Annotated in this window: 20 protein-coding genes and 5 pseudogenes; 15 read left to right on the forward strand and 10 right to left on the reverse strand. The window is 52.5% G+C overall.

Annotated features, from left to right (window positions below):
* Positions 1-72: 72 nt before the first annotated feature.
* Positions 73-735 carry a histidine phosphatase family protein gene (locus tag HP062_RS04735; RefSeq protein ID WP_172790931.1) on the forward strand — a complete coding sequence of 221 codons (663 nt, stop codon included), beginning with the start codon at positions 73-75 and terminating at the stop codon, positions 733-735.
* 52 nt (positions 736-787) lie between these two features.
* Here HP062_RS04735 and HP062_RS04740 read toward each other — a convergent pair whose 3' ends face one another.
* Positions 788-1,951 carry a restriction endonuclease gene (locus HP062_RS04740; protein ID WP_172792539.1) on the reverse strand — a complete coding sequence of 388 codons (1,164 nt, stop codon included), beginning with the start codon at positions 1,949-1,951 and terminating at the stop codon, positions 788-790.
* Between the two features lie 224 nt (positions 1,952-2,175).
* Between HP062_RS04740 and HP062_RS04745 the strand changes: the two are divergent.
* The 6 genes and pseudogenes from HP062_RS04745 (at position 2,176) to HP062_RS04770 (ending at position 9,473) form a co-directional block, all read left to right on the forward strand.
* A pseudogene (locus HP062_RS04745) lies at positions 2,176-4,460 on the forward strand (AAA family ATPase).
* Complete coding sequence (locus HP062_RS04750; RefSeq protein ID WP_172790932.1) at positions 4,457-6,328, forward strand: UvrD-helicase domain-containing protein; 1,872 nt, start codon at positions 4,457-4,459, stop codon at positions 6,326-6,328. The pseudogene HP062_RS04745 and the gene HP062_RS04750 overlap by 4 nt, the downstream one beginning before the upstream one ends.
* A 276-nt stretch (positions 6,329-6,604) precedes the next feature.
* On the forward strand, positions 6,605-6,823 hold the full coding sequence (locus tag HP062_RS04755) for a hypothetical protein (RefSeq protein ID WP_172790933.1): 219 nt from the start codon (positions 6,605-6,607) through the stop codon (positions 6,821-6,823).
* A 68-nt stretch (positions 6,824-6,891) separates the two neighbouring features.
* On the forward strand, positions 6,892-7,446 hold the full coding sequence (locus HP062_RS04760; RefSeq protein ID WP_172790934.1) for a restriction endonuclease: 555 nt from the start codon (positions 6,892-6,894) through the stop codon (positions 7,444-7,446).
* Between the two features lie 286 nt (positions 7,447-7,732).
* Positions 7,733-8,128, forward strand: coding sequence for a GFA family protein (locus HP062_RS04765; RefSeq protein ID WP_172792540.1), 396 nt, complete (start codon positions 7,733-7,735; stop codon positions 8,126-8,128).
* Between the two features lie 487 nt (positions 8,129-8,615).
* Positions 8,616-9,473 carry a sensor domain-containing diguanylate cyclase gene (locus HP062_RS04770; protein ID WP_154503754.1) on the forward strand — a complete coding sequence of 286 codons (858 nt, stop codon included), beginning with the start codon at positions 8,616-8,618 and terminating at the stop codon, positions 9,471-9,473.
* Positions 9,474-9,999: 526 nt separating this feature from the next.
* On the opposite strand, the gene HP062_RS04775 is transcribed toward HP062_RS04770, so the two are convergent.
* The gene (locus HP062_RS04775) at positions 10,000-10,335 is read right to left on the reverse strand and encodes a hypothetical protein (protein ID WP_154503751.1); all 336 of its coding nucleotides are present in this window, start codon (positions 10,333-10,335) and stop codon (positions 10,000-10,002) included.
* A 68-nt stretch (positions 10,336-10,403) separates the two neighbouring features.
* On the opposite strand from HP062_RS04775, the gene HP062_RS04780 reads away from it, so the two are divergent.
* Positions 10,404-10,628: an AbrB/MazE/SpoVT family DNA-binding domain-containing protein gene (locus tag HP062_RS04780; RefSeq protein ID WP_256666093.1), complete on the forward strand. Its 225-nt coding sequence runs from the start codon at positions 10,404-10,406 to the stop codon at positions 10,626-10,628.
* A gap of 253 nt (positions 10,629-10,881) precedes the next feature.
* On the opposite strand, the pseudogene HP062_RS04785 reads toward HP062_RS04780, so the two are convergent.
* Positions 10,882-11,918, reverse strand: a pseudogene (locus HP062_RS04785) (GGDEF domain-containing protein).
* A gap of 297 nt (positions 11,919-12,215) precedes the next feature.
* Between HP062_RS04785 and HP062_RS04790 the strand changes: the two are divergent.
* Positions 12,216-12,527: a hypothetical protein gene (locus HP062_RS04790; protein WP_172790936.1), complete on the forward strand. Its 312-nt coding sequence runs from the start codon at positions 12,216-12,218 to the stop codon at positions 12,525-12,527.
* A 47-nt stretch (positions 12,528-12,574) separates the two neighbouring features.
* Here the strand turns inward: HP062_RS04790 and HP062_RS04795 are convergent.
* The 4 genes and pseudogenes from HP062_RS04795 to HP062_RS04805 all read right to left on the reverse strand — a co-directional run.
* Positions 12,575-12,674: pseudogene (locus tag HP062_RS04795) on the reverse strand (LysE family translocator); the annotation flags it as partial.
* Between the two features lie 43 nt (positions 12,675-12,717).
* A pseudogene (locus HP062_RS30945) lies at positions 12,718-12,934 on the reverse strand (hypothetical protein).
* Between the two features lie 248 nt (positions 12,935-13,182).
* The gene (locus tag HP062_RS04800; RefSeq protein WP_218585113.1) at positions 13,183-13,635 is read right to left on the reverse strand and encodes a hypothetical protein; all 453 of its coding nucleotides are present in this window, start codon (positions 13,633-13,635) and stop codon (positions 13,183-13,185) included.
* The gene (locus HP062_RS04805; protein ID WP_172790937.1) at positions 13,622-14,098 is read right to left on the reverse strand and encodes a DUF3429 domain-containing protein; all 477 of its coding nucleotides are present in this window, start codon (positions 14,096-14,098) and stop codon (positions 13,622-13,624) included. Before HP062_RS04805 ends, HP062_RS04800 begins: the two co-directional genes overlap by 14 nt.
* Positions 14,099-14,664: 566 nt before the next feature.
* On the opposite strand from HP062_RS04805, the gene HP062_RS04810 reads away from it, so the two are divergent.
* A complete protein-coding gene (locus HP062_RS04810) occupies positions 14,665-15,129 on the forward strand; it encodes a hemerythrin domain-containing protein (RefSeq protein WP_172790938.1) in 465 nt (154 codons plus the stop codon).
* Between the two features lie 88 nt (positions 15,130-15,217).
* On the opposite strand, the gene HP062_RS04815 is transcribed toward HP062_RS04810, so the two are convergent.
* A complete protein-coding gene (locus tag HP062_RS04815; protein ID WP_172790939.1) occupies positions 15,218-15,904 on the reverse strand; it encodes an N-acetyltransferase in 687 nt (228 codons plus the stop codon).
* 447 nt (positions 15,905-16,351) lie between these two features.
* Here HP062_RS04815 and HP062_RS04820 point away from each other — a divergent pair, with 447 nt between their 5' ends.
* Entirely contained in the window at positions 16,352-16,564 is a 213-nt protein-coding gene (locus HP062_RS04820; RefSeq protein WP_172790940.1) for a hypothetical protein, read from the forward strand.
* A 118-nt stretch (positions 16,565-16,682) separates the two neighbouring features.
* Positions 16,683-16,865 carry a hypothetical protein gene (locus HP062_RS04825; protein WP_172790941.1) on the forward strand — a complete coding sequence of 61 codons (183 nt, stop codon included), beginning with the start codon at positions 16,683-16,685 and terminating at the stop codon, positions 16,863-16,865.
* Between the two features lie 97 nt (positions 16,866-16,962).
* Here the strand turns inward: HP062_RS04825 and HP062_RS04830 are convergent, their stop codons facing one another.
* Complete coding sequence (locus HP062_RS04830) at positions 16,963-17,748, reverse strand: CHAD domain-containing protein (RefSeq protein WP_172790942.1); 786 nt, start codon at positions 17,746-17,748, stop codon at positions 16,963-16,965.
* 165 nt (positions 17,749-17,913) lie between these two features.
* On the reverse strand, positions 17,914-19,815 hold the full coding sequence (locus HP062_RS04835) for a potassium transporter Kup (protein ID WP_172790943.1): 1,902 nt from the start codon (positions 19,813-19,815) through the stop codon (positions 17,914-17,916).
* Positions 19,816-20,285: 470 nt separating this feature from the next.
* Here HP062_RS04835 and HP062_RS04840 point away from each other — a divergent pair, with 470 nt between their 5' ends.
* The 3 genes and pseudogenes from HP062_RS04840 (at position 20,286) to HP062_RS04845 (ending at position 21,635) form a co-directional block, all read left to right on the forward strand.
* Positions 20,286-20,495: a hypothetical protein gene (locus HP062_RS04840; protein ID WP_166589644.1), complete on the forward strand. Its 210-nt coding sequence runs from the start codon at positions 20,286-20,288 to the stop codon at positions 20,493-20,495.
* Between the two features lie 163 nt (positions 20,496-20,658).
* Positions 20,659-21,009 (forward strand): annotated as a pseudogene (locus HP062_RS30950) (hypothetical protein); the annotation flags it as partial.
* Between the two features lie 80 nt (positions 21,010-21,089).
* Positions 21,090-21,635: a hypothetical protein gene (locus HP062_RS04845; protein WP_172790944.1), complete on the forward strand. Its 546-nt coding sequence runs from the start codon at positions 21,090-21,092 to the stop codon at positions 21,633-21,635.
* Positions 21,636-21,668 lie beyond the last annotated feature (33 nt).

The raw sequence follows: 21,668 nt of genomic DNA on the forward strand, positions 1-21,668 counted from the left end.
CAGAAACCAGCTGCGAGTACCTTAGCGAATCTGGGAGAAGCGAATGGCCGAAGCTGTGCGGGAATCTGATTAATGAAGCATGTCCGACTAATACGCCATGGAGAAAGTGCAGCCAACGTTGGTGAAGCCAGTCCGGATCACGCAACCATTCCCCTCACTCCGAAGGGAGTTGAACAAGCGCATCTGGTGGCCCAGTCGTTCAACCATGCTCCAGCTTTAATCATTGCCTCCCCATTCACTCGAGCGCAGGCAACCGCGAAGGCTACGGTAGCTGCCTATCCTGCCACCCCGCTTGAGACTTGGCCCATTCACGAATTCACCTACCTTGAACCCGCTCGGTGTACGAACACGACTGTTGCCCAGAGACGGGATTGGGTCGAAGCATATTGGGCCAAGTCAGAACCCACATTCACTGATGGTGAAGGCGCCGAGTCGTTCTTGGACTTCATATTTCGAGTCCAGTCCTTTCTGGATAAACTCGCAAAGCATCCCGCCCAAGACATCTCGGTATTTTCACATGGTCAGTTCATCAATTCAGTGGCTTGGCTAATTGAGCGCAAGCCGGAGGTACTTGATGCCGCAGCTATGGCTGACTGGCGTGAGTATGAAATCAGGAACCATGTGCCGAACTGCCCTGGTTACCTTCTCGACAGGCATCCAGCGGACGATGCCTGGCAAATAAGCCCTCAAGTGGGCCAAGATGGTTTGTATTCACAACTTGCTCTGTCGCCGTGAGAGAAATGATCTCTTCCTCGACGTTCATGCAACGGCAACGGCAACGGCAACGCTAGTAACTTTCTTCCTCGGCTTGGAAGACCTCGATTAGTTTCTGATTGTAGTCGTCCAAGTAGCTCTGAAGTCCTTCCCGGTCGATCAGTCGGACACCTGCTGTCCCGGCCAATTCTTTCGCGGATTTTGTGTAGTAGGAGTTCGTGACAACCATGGCCTCGTCACACCCATAAAAGGCCTTAGCGGAAATGGCTTGCTGGACAGCCGCGTTACCTACCGAGCCAGAGTAATTCTTGGCCTGGATCACCATGTTTTTCCCGAAGCGGTTGACGAAAAGATCTGCACCTTGGTCAGCAGTCTTCTTGGTCTCTTTTACGTCATAGCCAATGGTCTGGAAGATCTCGACCAGGAAGGCTTCGAACTGAAAACCGTCCATCGCGTCCACCAGGTACATGGTGATGAACTGGTTTGGATTGAAATGCTCGAGTTGTGAGCCCAGCCGCTCGACGAGGATATCGAAATAAATCTCCTCGCACAGACTCAAGCCATTCCGAAAAGCTTGTAGCGGAAGCAGCGGTACGCCAGATGTGGAGGCAGCCTGGGGATTGAATTGGACATTGGGAAAGGGGACATCATTTTCCCAAAGGTAGTAGTAGAACAGGGCTAAGTCAGACCTGAACGTTGTCCCAGCCTCTTCAATCCAAGAACGTAAGGTGTCTGCCAGATCAACTCGAATGTGGCGGGTCAGCTCTCTCGAGAAGCCCAGATAAGCCGAGTTGAAGGCGGTGGTCTGCAGCAGTTTGTCCAAGAGAGATGGAAGCCCTTCTAGCTCGTCAAAGCCTTTGCGAATCAAGACCTCCCTGAACAGTTCCCTCTCGCTGTAAACGCCATCCAGTCGAGGGCCAGGCACACCTGTGTCATCACTCCCCGCTCTTTCGCGAGTCGTGTGAATGAAGTTAGTGAAGTATGGCTGCTTCAGTTCAGCGTATTTTCTCAACACGTTGTTCAGAAGGTCGTTGAGCTGAGCTTGCTCCTTCTTCTTACCGAGGAAGTCTTTAATTAAGCCTTTGGATCTGTATTGGAAATCTGGATAGAACGAAGGATCCAGCGGAGTAAGGTGCCGCAACGTGAGCTCAGATGACGGCGAAACTTGGGAGCCCATGCACCACGGGCATGCTGTTTCGAAGGTAGTCCTGTTGCATCCGTTGCATTGGTAAATCATCGTTTCCGTTCCTTCCCAAGTCATCGCGCGCCTTCACGCACATCCTGCCAGCGACCATAGCTCAGTGCTATCACTCAGTCCACGAGCTTGTTTCCACTGCACACAGACGCATCAATGATGGCGAAATCCCATCACAGCAGTTGGAGTGCCGGGCCGGCTAAGCTAGAGTTCCAGCATCTATCAGCCGGACGCTCCGTTGCTGAGCAGTCATCAGGGAAGAGACTATGCAAATTCAGCATCTGGAAATCGCGAACTTCCGCAAGCTCCTATCGGTACGGGTCGACCTCGCAGCCGAGACCACACTCCTCGTCGGAGCCAACAACAGTGGCAAATCATCTGCGATGCTGGCCTTGCGCAAGTTCCTACTTTCGAAAGCGTCGATTTTCAGATTGCAAGATCTTACTCTGAGCCATCTCGCCACAATCGACGCCATTGGTGAAGCTTGGGAGGCTGCAGATGATAGCTTCCCCATCCCTGTCGCAAATGAATGGGCTGACTGGTTGCCAACGCTAGATATTTGGCTTGAAGCAGCTTTCACATTCGAGATCTCATACCGAACTTCACTTGGAAAGGCGGCCATGTCGGTATGCGGTTCCGGCTGGAACCAGATGATATGCCAACGCTGTTTGTCGATTACCGCAAAGAGCGAGCACGAGTGAGGGAGCTTCAGCAAGAAATTCAAAAACAGGCAGCGCTAGGTACGCAGCCACCATCGCTTCCGCTCTGGCCGCAGAGCTTGCATGACTACCTGAATCGGCGAATCGGTAAAACCTTCAAGATCCGATGGTACCGACTTGATCCAGGCCAGCTACGGGCTCCAGATCCTGCAACTCGTAAAGCTAACCAGCAACCGCTTGCGGCCACTGCAACGCCACTCGAGCGCAATCCCCTAACAGACCTGATTCGAGTCCACGAAATCAATGCTCAACGCGGCTTTGGTGACAGCGCTGACGAAGGCGTCCTAGAGGGCGGACATGGATCGGGCAGGAAGCTCTCGGAACAATTGCGAGCGTACTACAGCAGGCATCTCGATCCAGGCGATAGCCCAGATATTTCAGATTTGGAGGCACTCAGAGCAATTGAGGCAGCTCAAACTGCCTTTGACACTCGCTTGAGCACGAGCTTCGCGCCTGCGCTCAGGGAAGTCGCCGGCTTGGGCTATCCGAATAACTCAGACCCGTCCATCCGAGTTTCCACCCGCCTCGCCCCTACGGACGGGATGAACCACGAAGCAGCTGTGCTGTTTGAATTGGATTCTGTTGGAGGAGCCCCTGGCGCACCGCCTCTTAGGCTTCCGGAGACGTCCAACGGGCTCGGCTACCAAAACCTCATCTCAATGATATTCCGATTGATGGCATTTCGAGATGAATGGCTGAAGAAGTACAGAAGTCCTGAAGAACAAAGCGCTACTGGTGTTGAGCCTATACATTTGGTTCTAATCGAAGAACCGGAGGCCCACCTGCACGTCCAGGTTCAGCAAGCATTCATAAAACACGCCTACCATGTGCTGTGCAGCGACCCATTGCTAGCGAAGTATCCGAACCTCAGGACACAGCTGATGGTCAGTTCCCATTCCAGCCACGTAGCTCATGAAATTGACTACGAAAACTTGAGATACTTTCGCAGACTTCCGTCCGGCATGGCCGGGATATCAATCCCAGTCTCTACCGTCTCGAACCTAAGTACAGTGTTCGGCGAGTCCAATCAAACGAAGGAATTCGTTACCCGTTACCTTCGGGCCCAACATGCCGACCTGTTCTTTGCGGATGCGGTGATCCTCGTTGAGGGGGCCGCTGAGCGCATGATGCTTCCACATTTTTTGAGGCAACACTTTCGTTTCCTAGACCAGTGCTACATAACCATTTTGGATATTGGGGGAAGCCACGCGCATCGGCTCCGCCCCCTGATCGATGCGTTGGGTATTGTCACTCTGGTGATAACTGACTTGGACGCGGGTCTCCTACAGGTCGGCAAACCTGTCGAGCGAAAGAAAGGCCAAACCACTAACAACCCAACCGTGCGCCATTGGATGCGAGCAGCAGGCCTAGGACATGATGTGGACTCATTACTGGATCTGCCCTTCGACAGTAAAGCTCAGCAAATTGACGAGCTGTTTTCGATCAGGATCGCTTATCAGACGCCCATTACTGTCCGTTTACCCAAAACTGGGCTAGATGTCGAAGCATTACCAAATACCTTTGAAGACAGCCTTGTCTTGAGCAATACAGAGCATTTTGCTAACAAAGCGGGACGCGGGCTGATGCGATCTTTTGCCAAGGCACTACGTGAAGCAGAAACATCCTTAGAGCTTGGCACAGAGCTGTTCACCAAGCTCAAGGATGGTGATAAGGCTGAGTTCGCACTACACGTTCTCGGCGATTCTGATTTCGCCAAGTTGACGGTGCCTACTTACATCCATGAAGGCTTGGCGTGGTTGCAGTCCAAGCTCGAAAGAAAAAGCAAAGAGCTACTGGTCATCCCTTCAGCGATTGTCGAGGTGACACCATGAGCCGGCAGCCGGAAGCTGCTATGGATGATGTTCCAGATGCCGATCAGATCATTCAGGAATGTCTGAATCTCGACCATCCAAAGAGTTTTTTCCTATACGCCGGCGCTGGCTCTGGAAAAACCCATTCGTTAGTCGAAGCCGTGAAAATTCTAAAGAATAGGGAACGGCAACGACTGACTTTTGAAGGACGCCAAATCGCGATCATCACCTATACCAAAGCGGCGTCCGAGGAAATTACCCGCCGTCTTGAACACGACCCACTGGTGATTGTGTCAACCATTCACGCCTTTTCTTGGCGGATGATTCAGGGTTTCAATGATGACATTCGTGAGTGGCTTCGGGTCAAGCTCACCCAAGACATTGGCGAGCTTAATGAGAAGCTCGGAAAGGCTCGAGGGCAAAACAAAACATTTCTAGCAAATCAAGCTTCGAGGGATAGCAAAGCTCGTCGGCTCGATTCCCTGGATCAGATATCGACATTCATTTACAGCCCTACCGGCGACAATCGCGGTAGGCAGGCCCTAAACCATAGTGAAGTCATTCAAATGGCCGCTGTATTTATCCAGCAGCCTCCGTTGCTGAACGTTATGGCGGATCAGCACCCGGTACTTTTGATCGATGAGAGCCAAGATACTTATGGGCCGCTCATGGACGCTTTTCTGCGAGCACAATCACTCATCCCCGACCGTTTCTCTCTCGGGCTTCTCGGCGATACCATGCAACGCATCTACAACGATGGGAAGGTGCGTTTGGAGGAAGCGATCCCTCCAGATTGGGCCGTGCCCGAAAAACGAATGAACCGTCGCTGCCCAACAAGGGTTGTTGATCTTATCAACGTAATCCGTGCGGGCGCAGACAGTCATCAGCAGAAGTCAAAGCCGGACGCTATAGAAGGCACGGTGCGAATGTTTTGTACCCAACAGACACCGGGGCAAGGTTTCGGGCTGGAGGAAGATATCGCACAGCGTATGGCAGCCATCACCGGCGACGCTCAGTGGGCAGCAGGCAAGGATGGAAGAAAGACCCTAATACTTGAACACAAGATGGCCGGACGCCGAATGGGGTTTGAGGGTGTGTTCACACCATTGTATGGGGTAGAGCATCTGCGAACGGGGCTACTGGACGGAACACTGCCAATCTTGAAACTGTTCTTCGAGCGGGTAGCCCCGATTCTTCAAGCCGCTAAGACGAACAGTTTCAGCCTCATAGAAGCTGTCCGACTTCACTCTCCGCTTCTCGATACTAAATCCATGAAAGAGGCGCCTGACCAGTTAGCCTTGCTTGAAAAAGCAGGAGCCGCTACTGGGTCACTGTGCGAGCTGTTCGATGACAACGATCCCCTCATAGGTGACGTGGCTCATGTCCTACACCAAACAGGACTACTAGATCTCCCTGATCGCCTCGTCGCTGCACTGTTAACTGGCGCCACCACTGATGCCCCTCCCGAAACATCGGATCGTGATGCATTAGAAACACATGCATACCAGGTTCTACTGGGACGCCCTTTTTCGGAAATGGCTGCATTCGCTGGCTATACCGAGGGGCTTTCCCCTTTCGACACGCACCAAGGTGTAAAGGGCCTGGAGTTCCCCAGAGTAATGGTCATCCTCAATGATGAAGAAGCAGGTGGCTTCCTTTTCAGTTACGACAAGCTCTTGGGGGGCAAGCCAGCTTCTGATAGCGACGTAAAAAATCAACGTGAGGGCAAAGATGACTCCTTGGCTCGCACTCGTCGTCTGCTGTACGTCACTTGTAGCCGGGCCGAAGAAGGTCTCGCAATTGTGGTTTACAGCGCGCAGCCTGACATAGCTAAGCAGCGAGTGATCGACGCTGGATGGCTCAAGCCAGAAGAGATCGAGATTCTGTGACCTGCTATCGCACCTTTCCACCATGCAGGGGAAAATCACAGCTCCCCTGTGAGGAATGGTCGCTTCGCGCCGGCCTCTAGGTATCCATCACATCTGTGGTCTACATACCAAGCACAAACGGTGATGAGTAAGCCTTCTGGCCACCATCCCCCTGCCGACAAAGTCAGCCTTAGGTCGCCCTTTGCCAAAATTGGGTAGATCTACGCAACTACCCACGCCGCTTCAGCCTGCGGCGAGATGAACTAGGCTCTGTGCACCATCCCAAGGAAGACCGCCATGCCAGATAATTCGAACTACAAGATCGCCACGGCGGACGCCCTGACATTGCTGCTGCATAACCAGCACGCACTAGGTGCAGCAATAGAAGAATTAACCAAGTGGCTTTCAGAAAATGGCGTGGGAAGCGTCGCCGCTCATGCGACGTCGGCCATGGAAGTGCTGGACGCAAATGCTCAAGCCATTACCGATTCCATTTTGAGGATTCGACAGTCTTAGGTGCTGCTACCCCGAGCCCTGCGCACCTATCGCACCACTGCCAATTCGACTGAACGATAAGGAAAAGAATGTTCCCACCGATGGCGAACCCCAATCTCGAAATCAAAGCCACCGAATTCGAGCGGTTGGTCAGGGACTGGATCCTCAAACAGGGTGGTGAGCTGACATCCCTAGAGGTTACGCACGACGCGAAAGTCGAGGCCTATGACTCGACCTACCAGATCGACGTGCTAGCGAAATTCCAAGCCTTTGCAGGAGCCGAATTCACCGTGCTGATTGAGTGCAAAAAATACCGTAGCGCAGTCGAACGGGAATTGGTTCAGGTACTGCACGACAAGGTCAGATCTGTGGGCGCTCATAAAGGAATGCTATTCGCCACGTCAGGATTTCAATCCGGAGCGATAAAGTACGCGACAGCACACGGTATTGCGCTGGTGTCGATCATTGACGGTGCAGCTACCTACGAAACCCGCTCAGCCTTCCCGATTGCGGCGAAGCCACCAGCCTGGCTGAACCTTCCGAAATATGCTCTATGGCACGTCGGAGAAAACGACGCCGGGAACATATCGATGAGATCTTTGGGCCGCACCGACACGGAAATTAATGAGATGCTCGGTCATTAAACCGGATTTGGCAGCACGCCTATATGCCACAGATTTCGGTCTGGGCGATAGTTCCGCTACCAGAGATTCTCGTGCATTCAAAACCGAGGCCTCAATGAAACGCGTAAGGTTGATCCGTCATGCTGAAAGCGCCGCGAACGAGGGCCTCAGCCAGCAAGCAGGGTATCTTCAAAGTAAGGACAGAGTCGGAAGGCATGCGTTCCGTGTAGCACTATATTCACTGTTTGTTGGTTCGATTTACGATGGTGACCATAATCTTCGCACTGTGTCGAAATCGGAGGATGAAATGAAAGGAAGCTGCGCTTGTGGGGCTGTAGGTTATGAGATCGATAGCATTGATACGCCAATTAGCCATTGTCATTGTGGTACCTGCCGGAAGACCCATGCTGCTGCTTATGTCTCAACAGCAGGGGTGCTGAGAGAGCATTTTAAATGGACTCAAGGCTTGGACGCATTGAGGGCTTTCGAGTCATCTCCTGGCAAGATCCGGCACTTCTGCTCCCGCTGCGGATCGCACCTTGCAGCTGAGCGTAACGGCTCAGCTGCAATGATCGTGCGCGTTGCGACGTTAGACGAGGAGCCTGGCTCTAGGCCCAAGTATCACATCTGGACGGAGCAGGACGTAGCGTGGCTGGATGGGGAAGATCTCCCAAGGTACTCACAATGGCAGCCTGATCGATAACAGAAACGTTGCTTGGCCATATCGCCCGCTAGGTGCCTAGGTACGCGGACTTGATACGCCTTATGGGAGAGAAAATGGGGCACCACTCAGCAAACGTATCCTTAGCATACGTAGCCTGACTACCGACAACAGCGATTTAATAAATTCACTTTGGGCTTGCCCCCTTCGGGGTATGGCTGTCGTGAACCAAATCCGGCTGCGCCAGGTTTTGGCCCTGCGGGCGTCCATCCTCAAGCCTTTGGCCCATCGTGGGCCGGCGCGCTCCGCTTGCTTTAGGGGTTTGCGCAGGCTGCCTGTAACGTCGCTTTTCCCTTGTAACGTAAGCAGTGTTATTGGGCAAAAAGCACGTTACAGACTAATTAAATCGCATGCCTGCAGTGCGCACCGTGCTCATGCTCTGAGCTACCTCATGCCTACAAGATTCCTCGCAGTCCACCCTATGAATCGGGATATGATCGCGCTCTACGACTCGGATAGCACATGACTTATGGCCATCGATTTACAGGCGCTCTACCCCAAACTGATCCACCTAATGCTGGATACTGTATTTGTGGTTGATGGAAGCGACCACATTGTTTTTGTGAGTGATGCCTGTAAGGCCCTGTTGGGCTACCGCGCTGATGAACTGATTGGCACCACTATCACCAGCTATATGCATCCTGAAGATTTGGATGCGACGCGAGCTTCGATTACCCGGGTCATGAATGGTCAACCTCATTTCGATTTCCGGAACCGTTACATCCGCAAGGATGGGGCAGTCGTTTACATCCTGTGGGCTGCATTCTGGTCGGAGGAGGTTGGTGCTAGGATTGGGGTCGCAAGAAACGTGACAGCTTTAGCTAAAGCTGAGGAGGAATTACGCTTCCTTGCTCATCATGATCCGCTGACGAAATTAACCAATCGTTCGCTCTTTAGTGATCGACTGATATCTGCACTGCAGACTGCGCACCGCCACGGTAATGAGCTAGCTTTGCTTTTTTTGGATGTAAATGACTTCAAGAGTATCAATGATGTCCATGGTCACGCAGCGGGAGATCGTGTTCTGTGCATTATTGCCCAACGTCTCAAAAACTGTGTGCGTGAGACAGACACCGTGGCTCGGATTGGCGGCGATGAATTCACCGTGCTGCTGACAGAAGTCCAGTCGAGGGACGCGATTTCCAAAAAGCTAGATCAGATTCACAAAGTCCTGTCTGAACCACTGGGCCCTGAATTCGGCACACTCAAAATGCCATTGTGCAGTATCGGCGTTGCATATTATCCCGAGCACGGAAAGGATGCCGATACACTGCTCACTCACTCGGATAGTGAAATGTACCGCATGAAGAGGTATCGCAACTTATAAAGTTAAGGGCGGAGCGATAAGTTGCACTAAGAAGATTATAAGAAATAATGTGATATTGTCGTAGAAGTGCCATATATCGTTTGACCACAATTCAATGGAGACTTATGCGGCTCCTCAATTAGCCAGAATCAACGCAAGAGCGAGAACGGTAAACTTCCTGCGCGGGGAGTAAGCCCAAGCAGAATTGGATGCGTCGGCGGCGCTGGCATGCGCCGGAATGCCATCTCCTGATCTGATCCTATAGCATCAGCGCCAATGGCATCAAGAGCCCAAAAATGCGAGCGGTCTTAAGGTCTCTGGGGCGCGCTACGATGTCTGATCTACTCCAAGACCAACTTCAAACCGGGCTCCTCACAGGCTGGTTGAGCAAGGATGCAGGTAACGTTGGTAATTCGGGCCAACATCTAATTGAGGCGAGTGCAGGTGAGTCTAAAGCACTAGAATCACGACTCCTGCCACGACATTCAGCACAGTCGATGATCCTGTTACCGACACGCTCCCTCGCCTAACCAGGTCAGTTGGGGGGCTACATCGATTTAACCGATACTACTTCAACATACTTGTACTTCTTCCTGGCAGCTTTCACAGCCTCTTGCTCAGCAAGCAACGAGCTCAACGTGTCGGCTTCGTGAATCAATTCGTGCATCTTCCCCTCAAATTCGTTGCCAACCCGGAGCGTGACCCTAAGCCTAGGCGTAAACGCTTTCGTTACTGCTTTCTTGACGGTCGGAGGTGCAACCGGCTCGGTAAGTAAAACCTTGGGCGCAGACTCCTGCACCGGAGGAGCAGAAACCTGTACTTCGGGCTCATCCGTACCGAACAGGGCACGACGCATTTCTTCTTCAGTTAACTCAGAGTTCATAGGGCATCTCAAAGGAGTAGTACTTAGCTCGATAATTTTACTAGGATTGTTACTGATCGGTGTCATCGGTGACTGCTATCGAAGAATGGGATGGTGACGGTGCGATTCGAATTCCCGATGAAGCGTTGCAGGAGCTTGAATTCGATGTAGGCAACGCGGTGTATCTGATCGAGGAGTTTGTCGGCAACACGCGCTGCCTTGTCCTATCAAAAAAGCCTCAAATCACAGATCGAATAGACGAGCTCACTGAAGCCTGGAATAGCGAACAGCGTGACAGCCTCGAAGACAAATGAGGAAGGCATAAAATGCTTCGCTGAAACAGTACATCAGGCTGAACTTCAGAGTCCTTCACCAAGCCGGAAACGCATACTTGGATACATCACCTGAAGGCGCGAGATCGAGCCGGGCTTAAGCCCGAAGGAGCGACCTCTCCATTGATGACGCGTCACACCACAGCTTAGTTACGGCTGCCAGGCGGAATAAAAACAAATCGAATCACCATATCCTGTGGGCTATGTGATTGCGGCTAGAGTCCGAACGCAAGTTTCAGTTCACTCGGTTGCGTCCGCTGCGTTTGGCTTGATAGAGGGCATCATCGGCCCGAATCAGAAGGTTTCCACATCGTCACCAGCTTTGGCGAGGGCGACACCAAAGGACGCAGTTACGGTGTCTAGCACTTCATCCGTGCCACGAACCTTGATCCGCAGCGCCTGAATTTTTAGGCGCAACTGCTCAGCAAAAGTATGAGCGCTGGTGAGATCAAAACACTCTTGCAGGACTACACAGAACTCTTCACCGCCATAGCGTGCCGCCAGGGCCTGAGGCGGGATTGAGTTCCGCAACACCTGACCAACATGCTCAAGTACGCGGTCGCCCAAAGGATGGCCATACCGGTCATTGAACTGCTTGAAATGATCGATATCCAGCATGACCAACGCCACCCCTTGAGGTGCGTCTTTCAGCAATTGCTCCAACAGACGAGTGAACGTGGATCGGTTCAACACCTTAGTCAGGCCATCCAGCGTCGCGTCCAATTGCGCTCGCTCCAGTTTTTCTCTTAGGCTCTTTATCTCCTTTTGTGCAGAGTGCAATTGAGAAAGAAATAGCGCTTGCTGATCCTGCATGAGCTGGGTGCTTTGTTGCAGTTCGTTGAGTATGGCCGGTAACCCCTTGTCAACCGGCTCTTCGAGCATTTCCAGGCAATGCCAAAGACTGGTTTGAAAGTTGACGCTGCCATTCATGCTACGCGAGACATCGCGCTCCATATTGTCGACCAGTTTGATCGCTTGCTGCTGCCCCGCACGGGCGTCCTCCAATTCATCGCGAATTATGAACTCGCGAAACAACTTGGCAGCGGCCTCTGGGGGGAAGCAATTGAAGTCTTTGACCACCCTGTCCAGATGGCGATTGAGCTCGGGCTCCCGGCCTCTGCTGTAGGTGTACCAAAGCGCGTAGTGCACCGGATTTGGGGGAATGTTATGACGCACCATCAGTGGTACAGCTTGCTTCAGCAAGGTTGCAGCCTCGCGGGAGTCCTCTGGATACAGCGCTAGGGCAGTCGCACGCGTCTCTGATTGGCTCATAACGTCACTATGGTTGGTTTTTATTGGCATATATGAAGTCGGGGGGCAGCATATCCTTATGTACAGTAAGCAGCCATACATAAGTCCATGAGCAAAACATCCAGCGTTCCTGGCGATTACGAAATCATCCCAGGCATGTTCCCAATTTGACACGATCGCCGTGTTGGAAGAAATTGATGATCCGCTTCTTCTCTTCGACTGCCGCTCAAATCTTCATTACGATCGATTGGATATTTCCCTACCGGCCACCAACTCAGTCGATTACTGGGTGCCTGGTCTTCTAATAGGAGTGACAAATTGCTGAATCGGCCCGACAAAGATGCGCTACGTGCGATGCTGGAATCGCAAGTTCAAGAAAAGCTACAACACGGCCCTGATGCAGTAACGACTTATGCAGCACAGCCTGAACCTGAACGAAAGCCATACACGAGCAAGCCCACGGTTCAGGACAAGGCATTTCACAGAGAGCTCGATCAGATGCGTGCGGTTGCTGAAGCCGGAGTGACACATAAATCAGTGCGCGAACCAATGGACGATGGTGAGTCTAGCCTTGCGCTCGATGACTACCCTGGTTTGAAAGAGGCAGGCTCTGCACCAAATCGATGGTGATGTTTTGGCACCTTTACTACCGCAATCGGTACCTAGCCGCCCTCCTCTTATGCAGCCTGTCGACGCATGGTCAGGATGGCCGCTCCAAAGCCGATGAACGTAGACCCAAATCCACCGGGATAGCTCGGAACGGGTCAACACGCCCTTGAGACCAGTGCGGCAACAAACTAAGAGACGTCACCGAGACCGATCACGCGAGCCTTATAGCTCCGCCCTGGATATCGTCACGCGCCATTCGTAAGTCAATAGCGTCCTGGTTGAGTCGGTGAATCATGTTGAGCAACCGTTGGCGTAGCACTTCGTCTTGAAGCTGCTCTACTGCGCGCGATCATATCGAGCGCCGCTACCTCATTGTTAGTGGCGACGGAGTCGAGCAGTTTGCGCATGCTTCTTGATGGTCGATTCATCTCCAACTCCCTGGATTTCAGTGACGCGAATCATATGACCAGAATGTTTCATCAGTATTTCAGCTGCACGAACTGGTTTTAATTACCGGCTCGGGCTGATTTTAGGCTAGCTGGAGGGTGCCCCATGAGGTGTCAATTACCCTATACGCTCAACATGCTGTACACGTCGTTGAACTGCGACGCAATCGGCCACGCGTAGTAATCCATCTGAGGAAGTATGCGAGGCTCGATTTAAGCCTCTCTGAAGCTTAGGCAGGTTTGAAGCAGTACGCGGCCAGCTTGATGGACGCTGCCGCCAATGGCGTGAAGGAAAACCGTTCAAAGCGCCCTTCCCACCCCTTGCCCCAGCTTTCGTTGAGGATTGCCACCAACTGGCTCATAGGCATAGGGTGAGCGTCGCAACACAGACGAGAAAGGATTTCGCTGAACTCGCGCGGCAACAAATCACCTGCATCCATCGATAACAACTGCCCAACCTTCATGGCGGCGCCACGCAGTTGCGACAGTTGCTCGACCACCCGATGTACATTGCCCGACGTCAACAGAAGTTCGCTGAGCGCCGGACGTTTGCCCTGAACCCACTGCCGAGCGCCTTCGGCTAGCATGCCGCCCGCGACCCCCGAGGCCAAACTGCCAAAACGCATCAACCGCGATAAGCGGCTGCCAGGCACGGGCAACGAACCGGGCTCACGAGGCTTCATGAATGAAAAGCGCCTCAATGATCGCGGCAAGCAGCAAGCAGACGCTCGCCACGAGGGTAAGCCGTAATCGCATCGGCAGGTACCAAGCGGGCAAGCTCGTAACCCGCAACAGCTGCCTGTCCTGCCGGAGGTGGACAACTAAGCCGATGACCAACAGCAAGCAACCCAATGGCATTGGCAGTAATGTGGCAATCCAAGCAATAAGCGCAGGAATGACACTCCAGATGAACCGGTCGCTGCCCTGCTCGGCGCTCATGTCTTGCACGGTCATGGCGAAGCCCCAGTGTAAGGCGCCGACGAAGCTCAGGATGACTGCGCCATAGTTAACAAGCGCAATCGCAAACAACGGCCGATAGTCGAGCGAGAACGGGATCAGCAGCGTCAGAAAAATAAACGGCAACAGACCGCCATAACCCAGCAGGCTGACGTGCTTTGGCAGAGAGGTTGAAGGCAACGCGTTCATTTCTATTCCTTGCAGTGAGCGACACTCAAGACTGTAGGCCCAAAAGCCCCGCTTGGGCGAGATTGATGGCGATCCGAAGCTGGGGTCAGCGTAATGAATCGCTTTGTAGAATTGGATCATTGCCCATTGCTTTGCGGGCAAGGAGGCGACGGCATATGAGGGGTTTCGCATCCTTGAGATCATGCTCAGTGCCTGCATTTACCAAGTCGACCGCATCCTAGAACCCTTCCAGTCTTCAGTTCTTAGTGATCGGGTTTTTAAAGCGTTCCAATGCAATGAACAGATTCTTGAAAACCAAAATTAATAGGGAAACCGCGCCAGCTGTGCTTTGGCTGGTCGTCCAAGGCTCCCTGCCCTGCGGCGAGTTTAAGATGTTTACAGACCTCCCTTCAGCGAGGCAAAGCGCGAACTCTGTGCTCGCCTATACTAATAATGTTAAATCATGCTGGTGAGCTCGGCTAACAAGGCATTGATAAATATGGAGATTTAAAAAATTGTTTGCCTTGGAGGTCGCGGGTTAAGAAATATTTCGCCGTGACGGTTTGGTGTCGTTTAGAGGTTTTGATATGAACGTCTTGTTGAAAGAACTTCAGGCATATCATCATGAGGTCGCTATAAAAATCACTCAGATCAAAGAGTTGCTGAGGAAGATGAGGCATGAATCCGAATCCGATGGTGCTGATGACTGCAAGCTGTTGTTCAAGATGCTGGAAGCCATGCATGGTGATGCAGAACGACAACACCATGAAAATGAAGAACTTATTCGGCTGGCATTGCTAGCGACTGAGGCACCGATCCACCAACGGGTCAAGGATATCGAGCGAGATCATCAAGCATTTGGGCGCATTGCTGGACAGTTGAAGATGTTGGAGGACACAACTCAGGAAACGAGAGTAATTGCTGACACTATCGATGACTTCATAAAAAAATATTTCGATCATATGGACTCGGAGGAGAATATTTTCTTTCCGTTGGCAGACAAGTGGCTGTCAAACGAGCAGTGGCAGAAAATAAAGCGTCAATGGCATTAATTGGAGTTCACCCGTAGACCTTCAAAATTAGCTACTACTTAGTCCGCGAGTTGACAAAGTGATTATATGCCCCCCCGAGCTTTGTATCTCAGACTGGCGCTATAACAGTAAGGAGTCCAGGTTTGCGCAGCAGGTCAAGTCGCGAGCCGCTGTAGCGGCTTTCGCGGAAGAAACGCCAGCGCCCAAATAAGCCATAGACATGCATGATCCTACCCTGCTCGTGATATCCCATGCGAATGTGCAATTTGAGCGCAGGAATATTATGCGTCTCGCAGACGTCCACCACCTTGTTAAAGCCTTGAGCATGCATGGCCTGCCACAGACTGATTTGGGCATCGACTGAAAGCGCGGTACCGAAGTATGGTCGCGTCATCTCGCCACCGAATTCGAAGAACTCGCCCTCTTTGACCGGGAACCAGCAACCGTAATAGTGGCGATCGTGGTAATTACGTTTGCTGCCCCAAATGAAACCCACGGCGTCGTCCTTGTCATCCAGGTACATGTGTCCGGTATGCCCCTCGGCGGCCAGTTCGCGCATGGTTTCTACGCGGTCACCAAAGTGCTTCGCGAACGCATCGGCGTTTTGTGTATCGATGTCGACCAAGCGTAACCCCGAATAGGGTCTAAGTTGATGGGGCGATACCGGGGTGACTAGGTCGCGCTCCATCCATAGCAGCTCCCAGTGGAAGAACACGTAGCGCTCCCACAGCGTATGGAAAGTTCGGCGCAGGCCTTTTTGTCTGATTCGTTCTTGCAGCTTCTGCCATGTACTCATGATGCCTCCTAGTGGAGTTGGTCTGTGCAAAATGCAGAAGATCTGGAAATGCACGTTGGATAAGCGGCGACTGCCCCCTAGGTCGGATATCCGTGCGGTGAATAGGTCGCAGCGGATGCGACTTAATCGCAATGCTGGGCCCGCAGGAATGGAACCTTGAAGTGGGTATAGATCAGCGCAGCCTGCACCAATCAAAATGCCACTACCAATTTTGTATCAAAACTATTCAGCGCTAACTTTCATGTTGCTAATCAATATGGAATTGCTTGAGCGCTGCTAAGAACAGGCTTTTCAACGTATCCTCGCAGCGCAGAGAGATAGCCGAAATGGTCTACATGTCATGGGCTGATTTCTGTCGGTTGCACAACCTAGCTGAATGGCCTTGATACTCAGGCAAGCTCGGTTTGATACTGCTAGGCTTTAACTTCGACCTGAGGAAATGTCGCCATGTCATCCCTTCCCCAGCTGCCAGACATACTCGAAACACTCCACGAAAACCAACTCGCGCTTGCCGACGCCATTGAATCGATAGCAATGTGGATTGATCAGAGGGGATCCACTGGCGTTTCCAGCACCGCCCTTGGCGCTATCGCCACGCTCGACTTGAATGCCGAGTCCGTCAGAAAGGGCATTGAGGCACTGAGAAAAACCATCAGATGAAACCTAGCACCCAACTGCCTGTATCGCTTGAAAGTCGATACTTAGACGTCAAAAGGGTACGAGCTCTTTTGTTGAGGCTCGTCATTGACCCTAGCTACCTCATGAAAGGATTCTCGTGATGCTGATCAGAATCGAAGAAGCGAACACGTCCGAAGGTTGGCTTGTGTGGATGGATGCATGTTACGTCAAATTTCGCAGCTATGCCGAAGCTGAGGCGTTCGTAAAAACGCTGGAAGATCGTGTAAATGCAGCCCACCCTTTGTCTATCAGCATAAACAGACCTGTGGTTGAACTGTCTTAAGGCGCAGGCATCGATGGACAAAAAACCATCATCGGTTTGTAACTTCTGCCCGCAATACTCAGACTATTCAAAACGCGCTCATTCTTGTGCTGCCACTTTAGGCGGCATTTTTTTTGCCCGACGATTTTGGCAGCCGTGTTGCCAAGTCTTTCAACTGGATCTCAGCTTTTTCAAGTGCGGTTGCTGCGCATCGCTGCCAAACATTTTCCAGCGGGAGTAGGTCAGATTCGATCAGTGCCTTTTGGTACCACTGATAGTGGTCATGCCAGGCACCTAAAGCCGATTGCAGGGCTTTGAGAGAACTCGCCGCTTTACCCGAAAGCGGTGACAGTTTTGGAAAAGCCTCTGTGAGGTAGCGAGTCTGCTTGACCAGAATTCTCAACTCATGTCGATCAAATCCAGCGTCATCCACAGCAGCATGTAGCCGGTCGATCTGCTTTATTAGCGCTTTTTCAATTTGAGGCTGGACGTGCTTCAAGCCGCCGTTGACTTCAACTGAACGAAAAACAGTAGGCCACTCGTCCAATTGAATGAACAAGTTATTGAGGTGGGGGCTTTTTAGAATCTTGGCATAGTTAGATGCCAAGCGCGCTTTTCTGAGCTGAACTTGGGCAAGAAAGCCCCTGCTCTCCAGTTCCTGAATCATCACCTCCAGATCGCGAGTGGGTGTGGTTATCCTTCCCACCTCAGCTGCCGCGATGTTCAGCCCCGCCACCTCGCTCATGCTGCGCATCGGTCGTAGTAAGCTCCTGAGGCGTCTCACAGCTATCCTGAGATCATGCAAAGCCTCGCCATCAGTCCGCGCCTCCAGCCGAGCGCGCGAGTGATACAAAGCAACCTGAAGCGCCAGTATCTCAGCAACGAACTTGTCTACGAAAGACATGCAGTCATCTCATTGAAATGTTAGAGAACGAGCTTAGCAGATGCTCAGATCACCAAATATTGACCCAGCTTAAGAACTGCCACGCGCCCTCGGCGACCGCTTGAAACAATAAACGCGGCAAGAACGCTACCCATGGGTACTACAGAGGCGCGGCCTTGTTCGTCCTTACATCTCCACCTGAGTCCCCAGTTCAATCACCCTGTTTAGCGGCAATCTGAAATATTTCAGGTTGCTGTTGGCATTCTTCAGCAGGAACGCGAACAGACTTTCTCGCCAGCGCGCCATACCAATGCGTTTGGTAGGGATCACCGTCTCCCGACTGAGGAAATAGGTCGTCCGCATCGGGCTGAAATCCAGCTCATTCAAGTGACAAAGACTCAAGGCCGTCGGTACATCGGGCTCCTCCATGAAACCGAAGTGCAGACTGACTCGGAAGAAACCTTCACCATAAGCTTCAACCTCAAACCGTCGATCAGCAGGCACCCGAGGACTGTCTTCGGACACCACGGTTAGAAGTACCACCTGCTCGTGCAAAACCTGGTTATGTAGCAGATTGTGCAGTAGCGCATGCGGAACAGCATCGGCCCTGGCCGTGAGAAAAACCGCTGTTCCCTGCACCCGATGCGGAGGCTGCGAACGAATGCTGCTGATGAACAACGGCAGAGGCAGCGCGGTCTCGTCCAACCGCTCGACGATGATTTTTCGCCCTCGCTTCCAGGTGGTCATCAAGATGAACAGGCCAATGCCGGCGATCACCGGAAACGCACCGCCCTGAAAAATCTTCGGAGCATTGGCGGCAAAGTACAGACCGTCTACCAGCAAAAATCCGAGCAGCATCGGGATGGCCAGCCAGCGCGGCGTTTTCCAAAGAAGCAGGACGACCGCCGAAGACAGAATGGTCGTGATCAACATGGTGCCCGTCACAGCGACCCCATAGGCAGCGGCCAAGGCACTGGACGACTCGAAGCCGATCACCAGCAGCACAACACCGACCATCAACGCCCAGTTAACCGTGCCGATGTAAATCTGACCCTGCTCTTGGCTGGAGGTGTGCTGGATAAACATGCGAGGGACGTACCCTAACTGGATGGCCTGGCGCGTCAGGGAAAAAGCACCAGAGATCACGGCTTGAGACGCGATGATGGTTGCCAGCGTGGAGAGCGCGACCATCGGCAGCAGTGCCCACTCGGGAGCCAGAAGGTAGAACGGATTGCGCACAGCCTCCGGGTTGCCCAGGATCAAGGCTCCCTGGCCAAAATAATTGAGCACCAGCCCCGGCAACACCAGAATGAACCAAGCACGGGAAATCGGTTTACGACCGAAGTGGCCCATGTCGGCATACAGCGCTTCAGCACCGGTCAATGCCAACACGACGGCGCCTAGAATCGCCACACCCATTCCCGGATGTACCACAAAGAATTGCACTGCCCAAGTAGGGTTAAGCGCTTCCAACACTTCGGGGCGCTGCAAAATGCCGTAGATTCCGAGCGCGCCCAGTACCACAAACCACAGCACCATGACCGGGCCAAACAGGATGCCGATGCGTGCTGTGCCGTGTTTTTGTATCAAGAACAGCGCCACCAACACGACCACTGACAGTGGCACAACCCAGTGCTCTATTCCGTCAAACGCCAGCTGCAGGCCTTCAACCGCCGAGAGCACCGAAATCGCAGGGGTGATCATGCTGTCCCCGTAAAAAAGTGCCGCTCCAAACAGGCCGAGCAGAACCAGTACTTTGCTCATGTGCGGATAAGGTGCGGCTGCTCGGCGGGCTAACGCGGTCAACGCTATAATGCCGCCCTCACCCTGGTTACTGGCACGCAGGATGAAAAGCACGTACTTGATCGAGACGACCCAGATCAGCGACCAAAAAATCAACGACAGGATGCCTAGCACACCGTCGTGGTTCACCTGGACTCCATAGTGGCCGGAAAATACTTCTTTCAGCGTATAGAGGGGGCTGGTGCCAATATCCCCGTATACCACTCCGACAGCCGCGACGAGCAAGCCCACTCCTGACGTTTTGGATGGAGAGTCTTCGTGTGCAACGGTCGCTGTTTCACTCAAGGGGCGCTTCTCTCAATTATCGTGGAGTTACTGCACGCCATCCTTGGGCAATACATTTTTTCAAGGCCATCGGAAAAGCGAGGCGCATGGACAATCTAAAAAATCGCGGCCAGTATCGTTGCGGGTAAAAGCATCTATCGTAAAGAAAGCGTAAAAAAATTTTACGGCAGATACGACCCAATTCCAATCGAACTGTTAGACATCAGGTTGGGTGTAATGGGAGGTTTTTGTTGATTTAGATTTAAACCACACATCTTCTACGTTCCCTCGATCTGGGATCATCTGCTGGGTACCGCTTTGTCTTCGTCCGTAAAATGAGATACTTAAGCGTTTAGCACAAAGGGCCCTCGCAAGGCCCTTATTTGTACTCAAACCGAATTCACTTGGTCAGCCAAGACTCGACGGCGTCGGAGCCGCGTCCGGCTTCCCAGACCTTTTGCTACGCTGACCTCTTTCATGGAGGATTCGCGATGCCAAATTCAGACCTGCTCCCTTCCCTGCTATTTAAGATCAATCAAAACCAACTCGCCCTTGAGGCCGCCATCATGGAGCTCACCCTATGGGTCGAGCAGCGTGGATCGGGTGAGGTTGGAGGGAATGTGCGTGGTGCACTGGAAACGATCAGCAAGAACGAAGATTTCATCAATATGACTCTCGCGGTGCTCATGGCACCGGAGTGATCTACCCCATGATCCATGTGCCTACCCGCGCAATGTACGGCACCTGAAGTCAGTCATGGAGCGAGAACTGCCACGATCAAGAGTGCGTTTGGTACGGCTCTATGCACGTCTTCTATAGCGCCCTCACTTGCGCCATGCGCAGAGGGTGCTTCGGCGTCAGTGAGAAGCAGAATGCAGCGACTTCGTCGTAGAGATCGTCCTTCCGCAGCTCTGGGGGGGAAGCTCTGCACTAACGATCATTGGGGCAAGGTCAGCGCTGTTCGAGTTTCTTGCGTCGTTCGAGGAAGCCTTGGAGATTGTCACAGACGCTCCTCAGTACGACTGGGAGCTTTTCTGCGAGCTCGCATACGCAGATGGGAAATGGCCAAGGAATGTCCGGAATTACCCAACTGACGCAACCACTCTAGATGCCGTGAGCGACGGAACTCCGCTTCCGCATCACGCTCTCTTGGATGCCCGTATTATCGCTAGCATGTTCGCCCCAGAGAGTCCAAAGAAAGGGCTACCCTGCTAAGGCGCATGAAACCGAAGTCAGTATTGGCCAAGCGAGTCGCGCGAATCGAAACTGCTAATGCATGATAATCGAGTAGTGCCATGAAAAAAAAACATCACCATGAGCATCACCTTCAACTCCGGGTAAGCGAACTTGCACAGTTGTTTAACTCGATGGATCCGACACCTTTTCTTAACAAGGATCTTGATCGCGAAGCTGAAGCGTTCATCGAGACCTGGGCAGCAGAGTTTCCGTCGGACAGTCTGCTTCGTATCACAATCCACCTTGAGCACCTGCCAGCAGAAGGCGATCCAAGTGCGATCATGATCGAGGCAATCCACAATTACTTTGATCACAAGGCAGGCCTCACGCGCAGAGAGTTAAAACACCTCCTTCGAGATGGCCGCATTAGCCTGGTGATCGGCATCGCCTTTGTTACCCTCTGCCTGATTGCAGTCGATGTCATTGACCAACTTGGTACTGGCGCTGTAGTCGGCATAGCGCGCGAAAGCCTAATGATCGTTGGCTGGGTGGCAATGTGGCGACCGCTGCAGATTTTTCTATATGACTGGTGGCCGCTTTTAAGATCGATACGCGTCTACAAAGCTATAAGCCATGCACATGTTCGAGTAGTGCAGGGCAAATAATGCCTACCGCAAGCCGCAATAGGTGAGAGCCCT

The sequence above is a fragment of the Pseudomonas sp. B14-6 genome (assembly GCF_013260315.1).
In the GTDB taxonomy this organism is placed as follows: Bacteria; Pseudomonadota; Gammaproteobacteria; order Pseudomonadales; family Pseudomonadaceae; genus Aquipseudomonas; species Aquipseudomonas mandelii.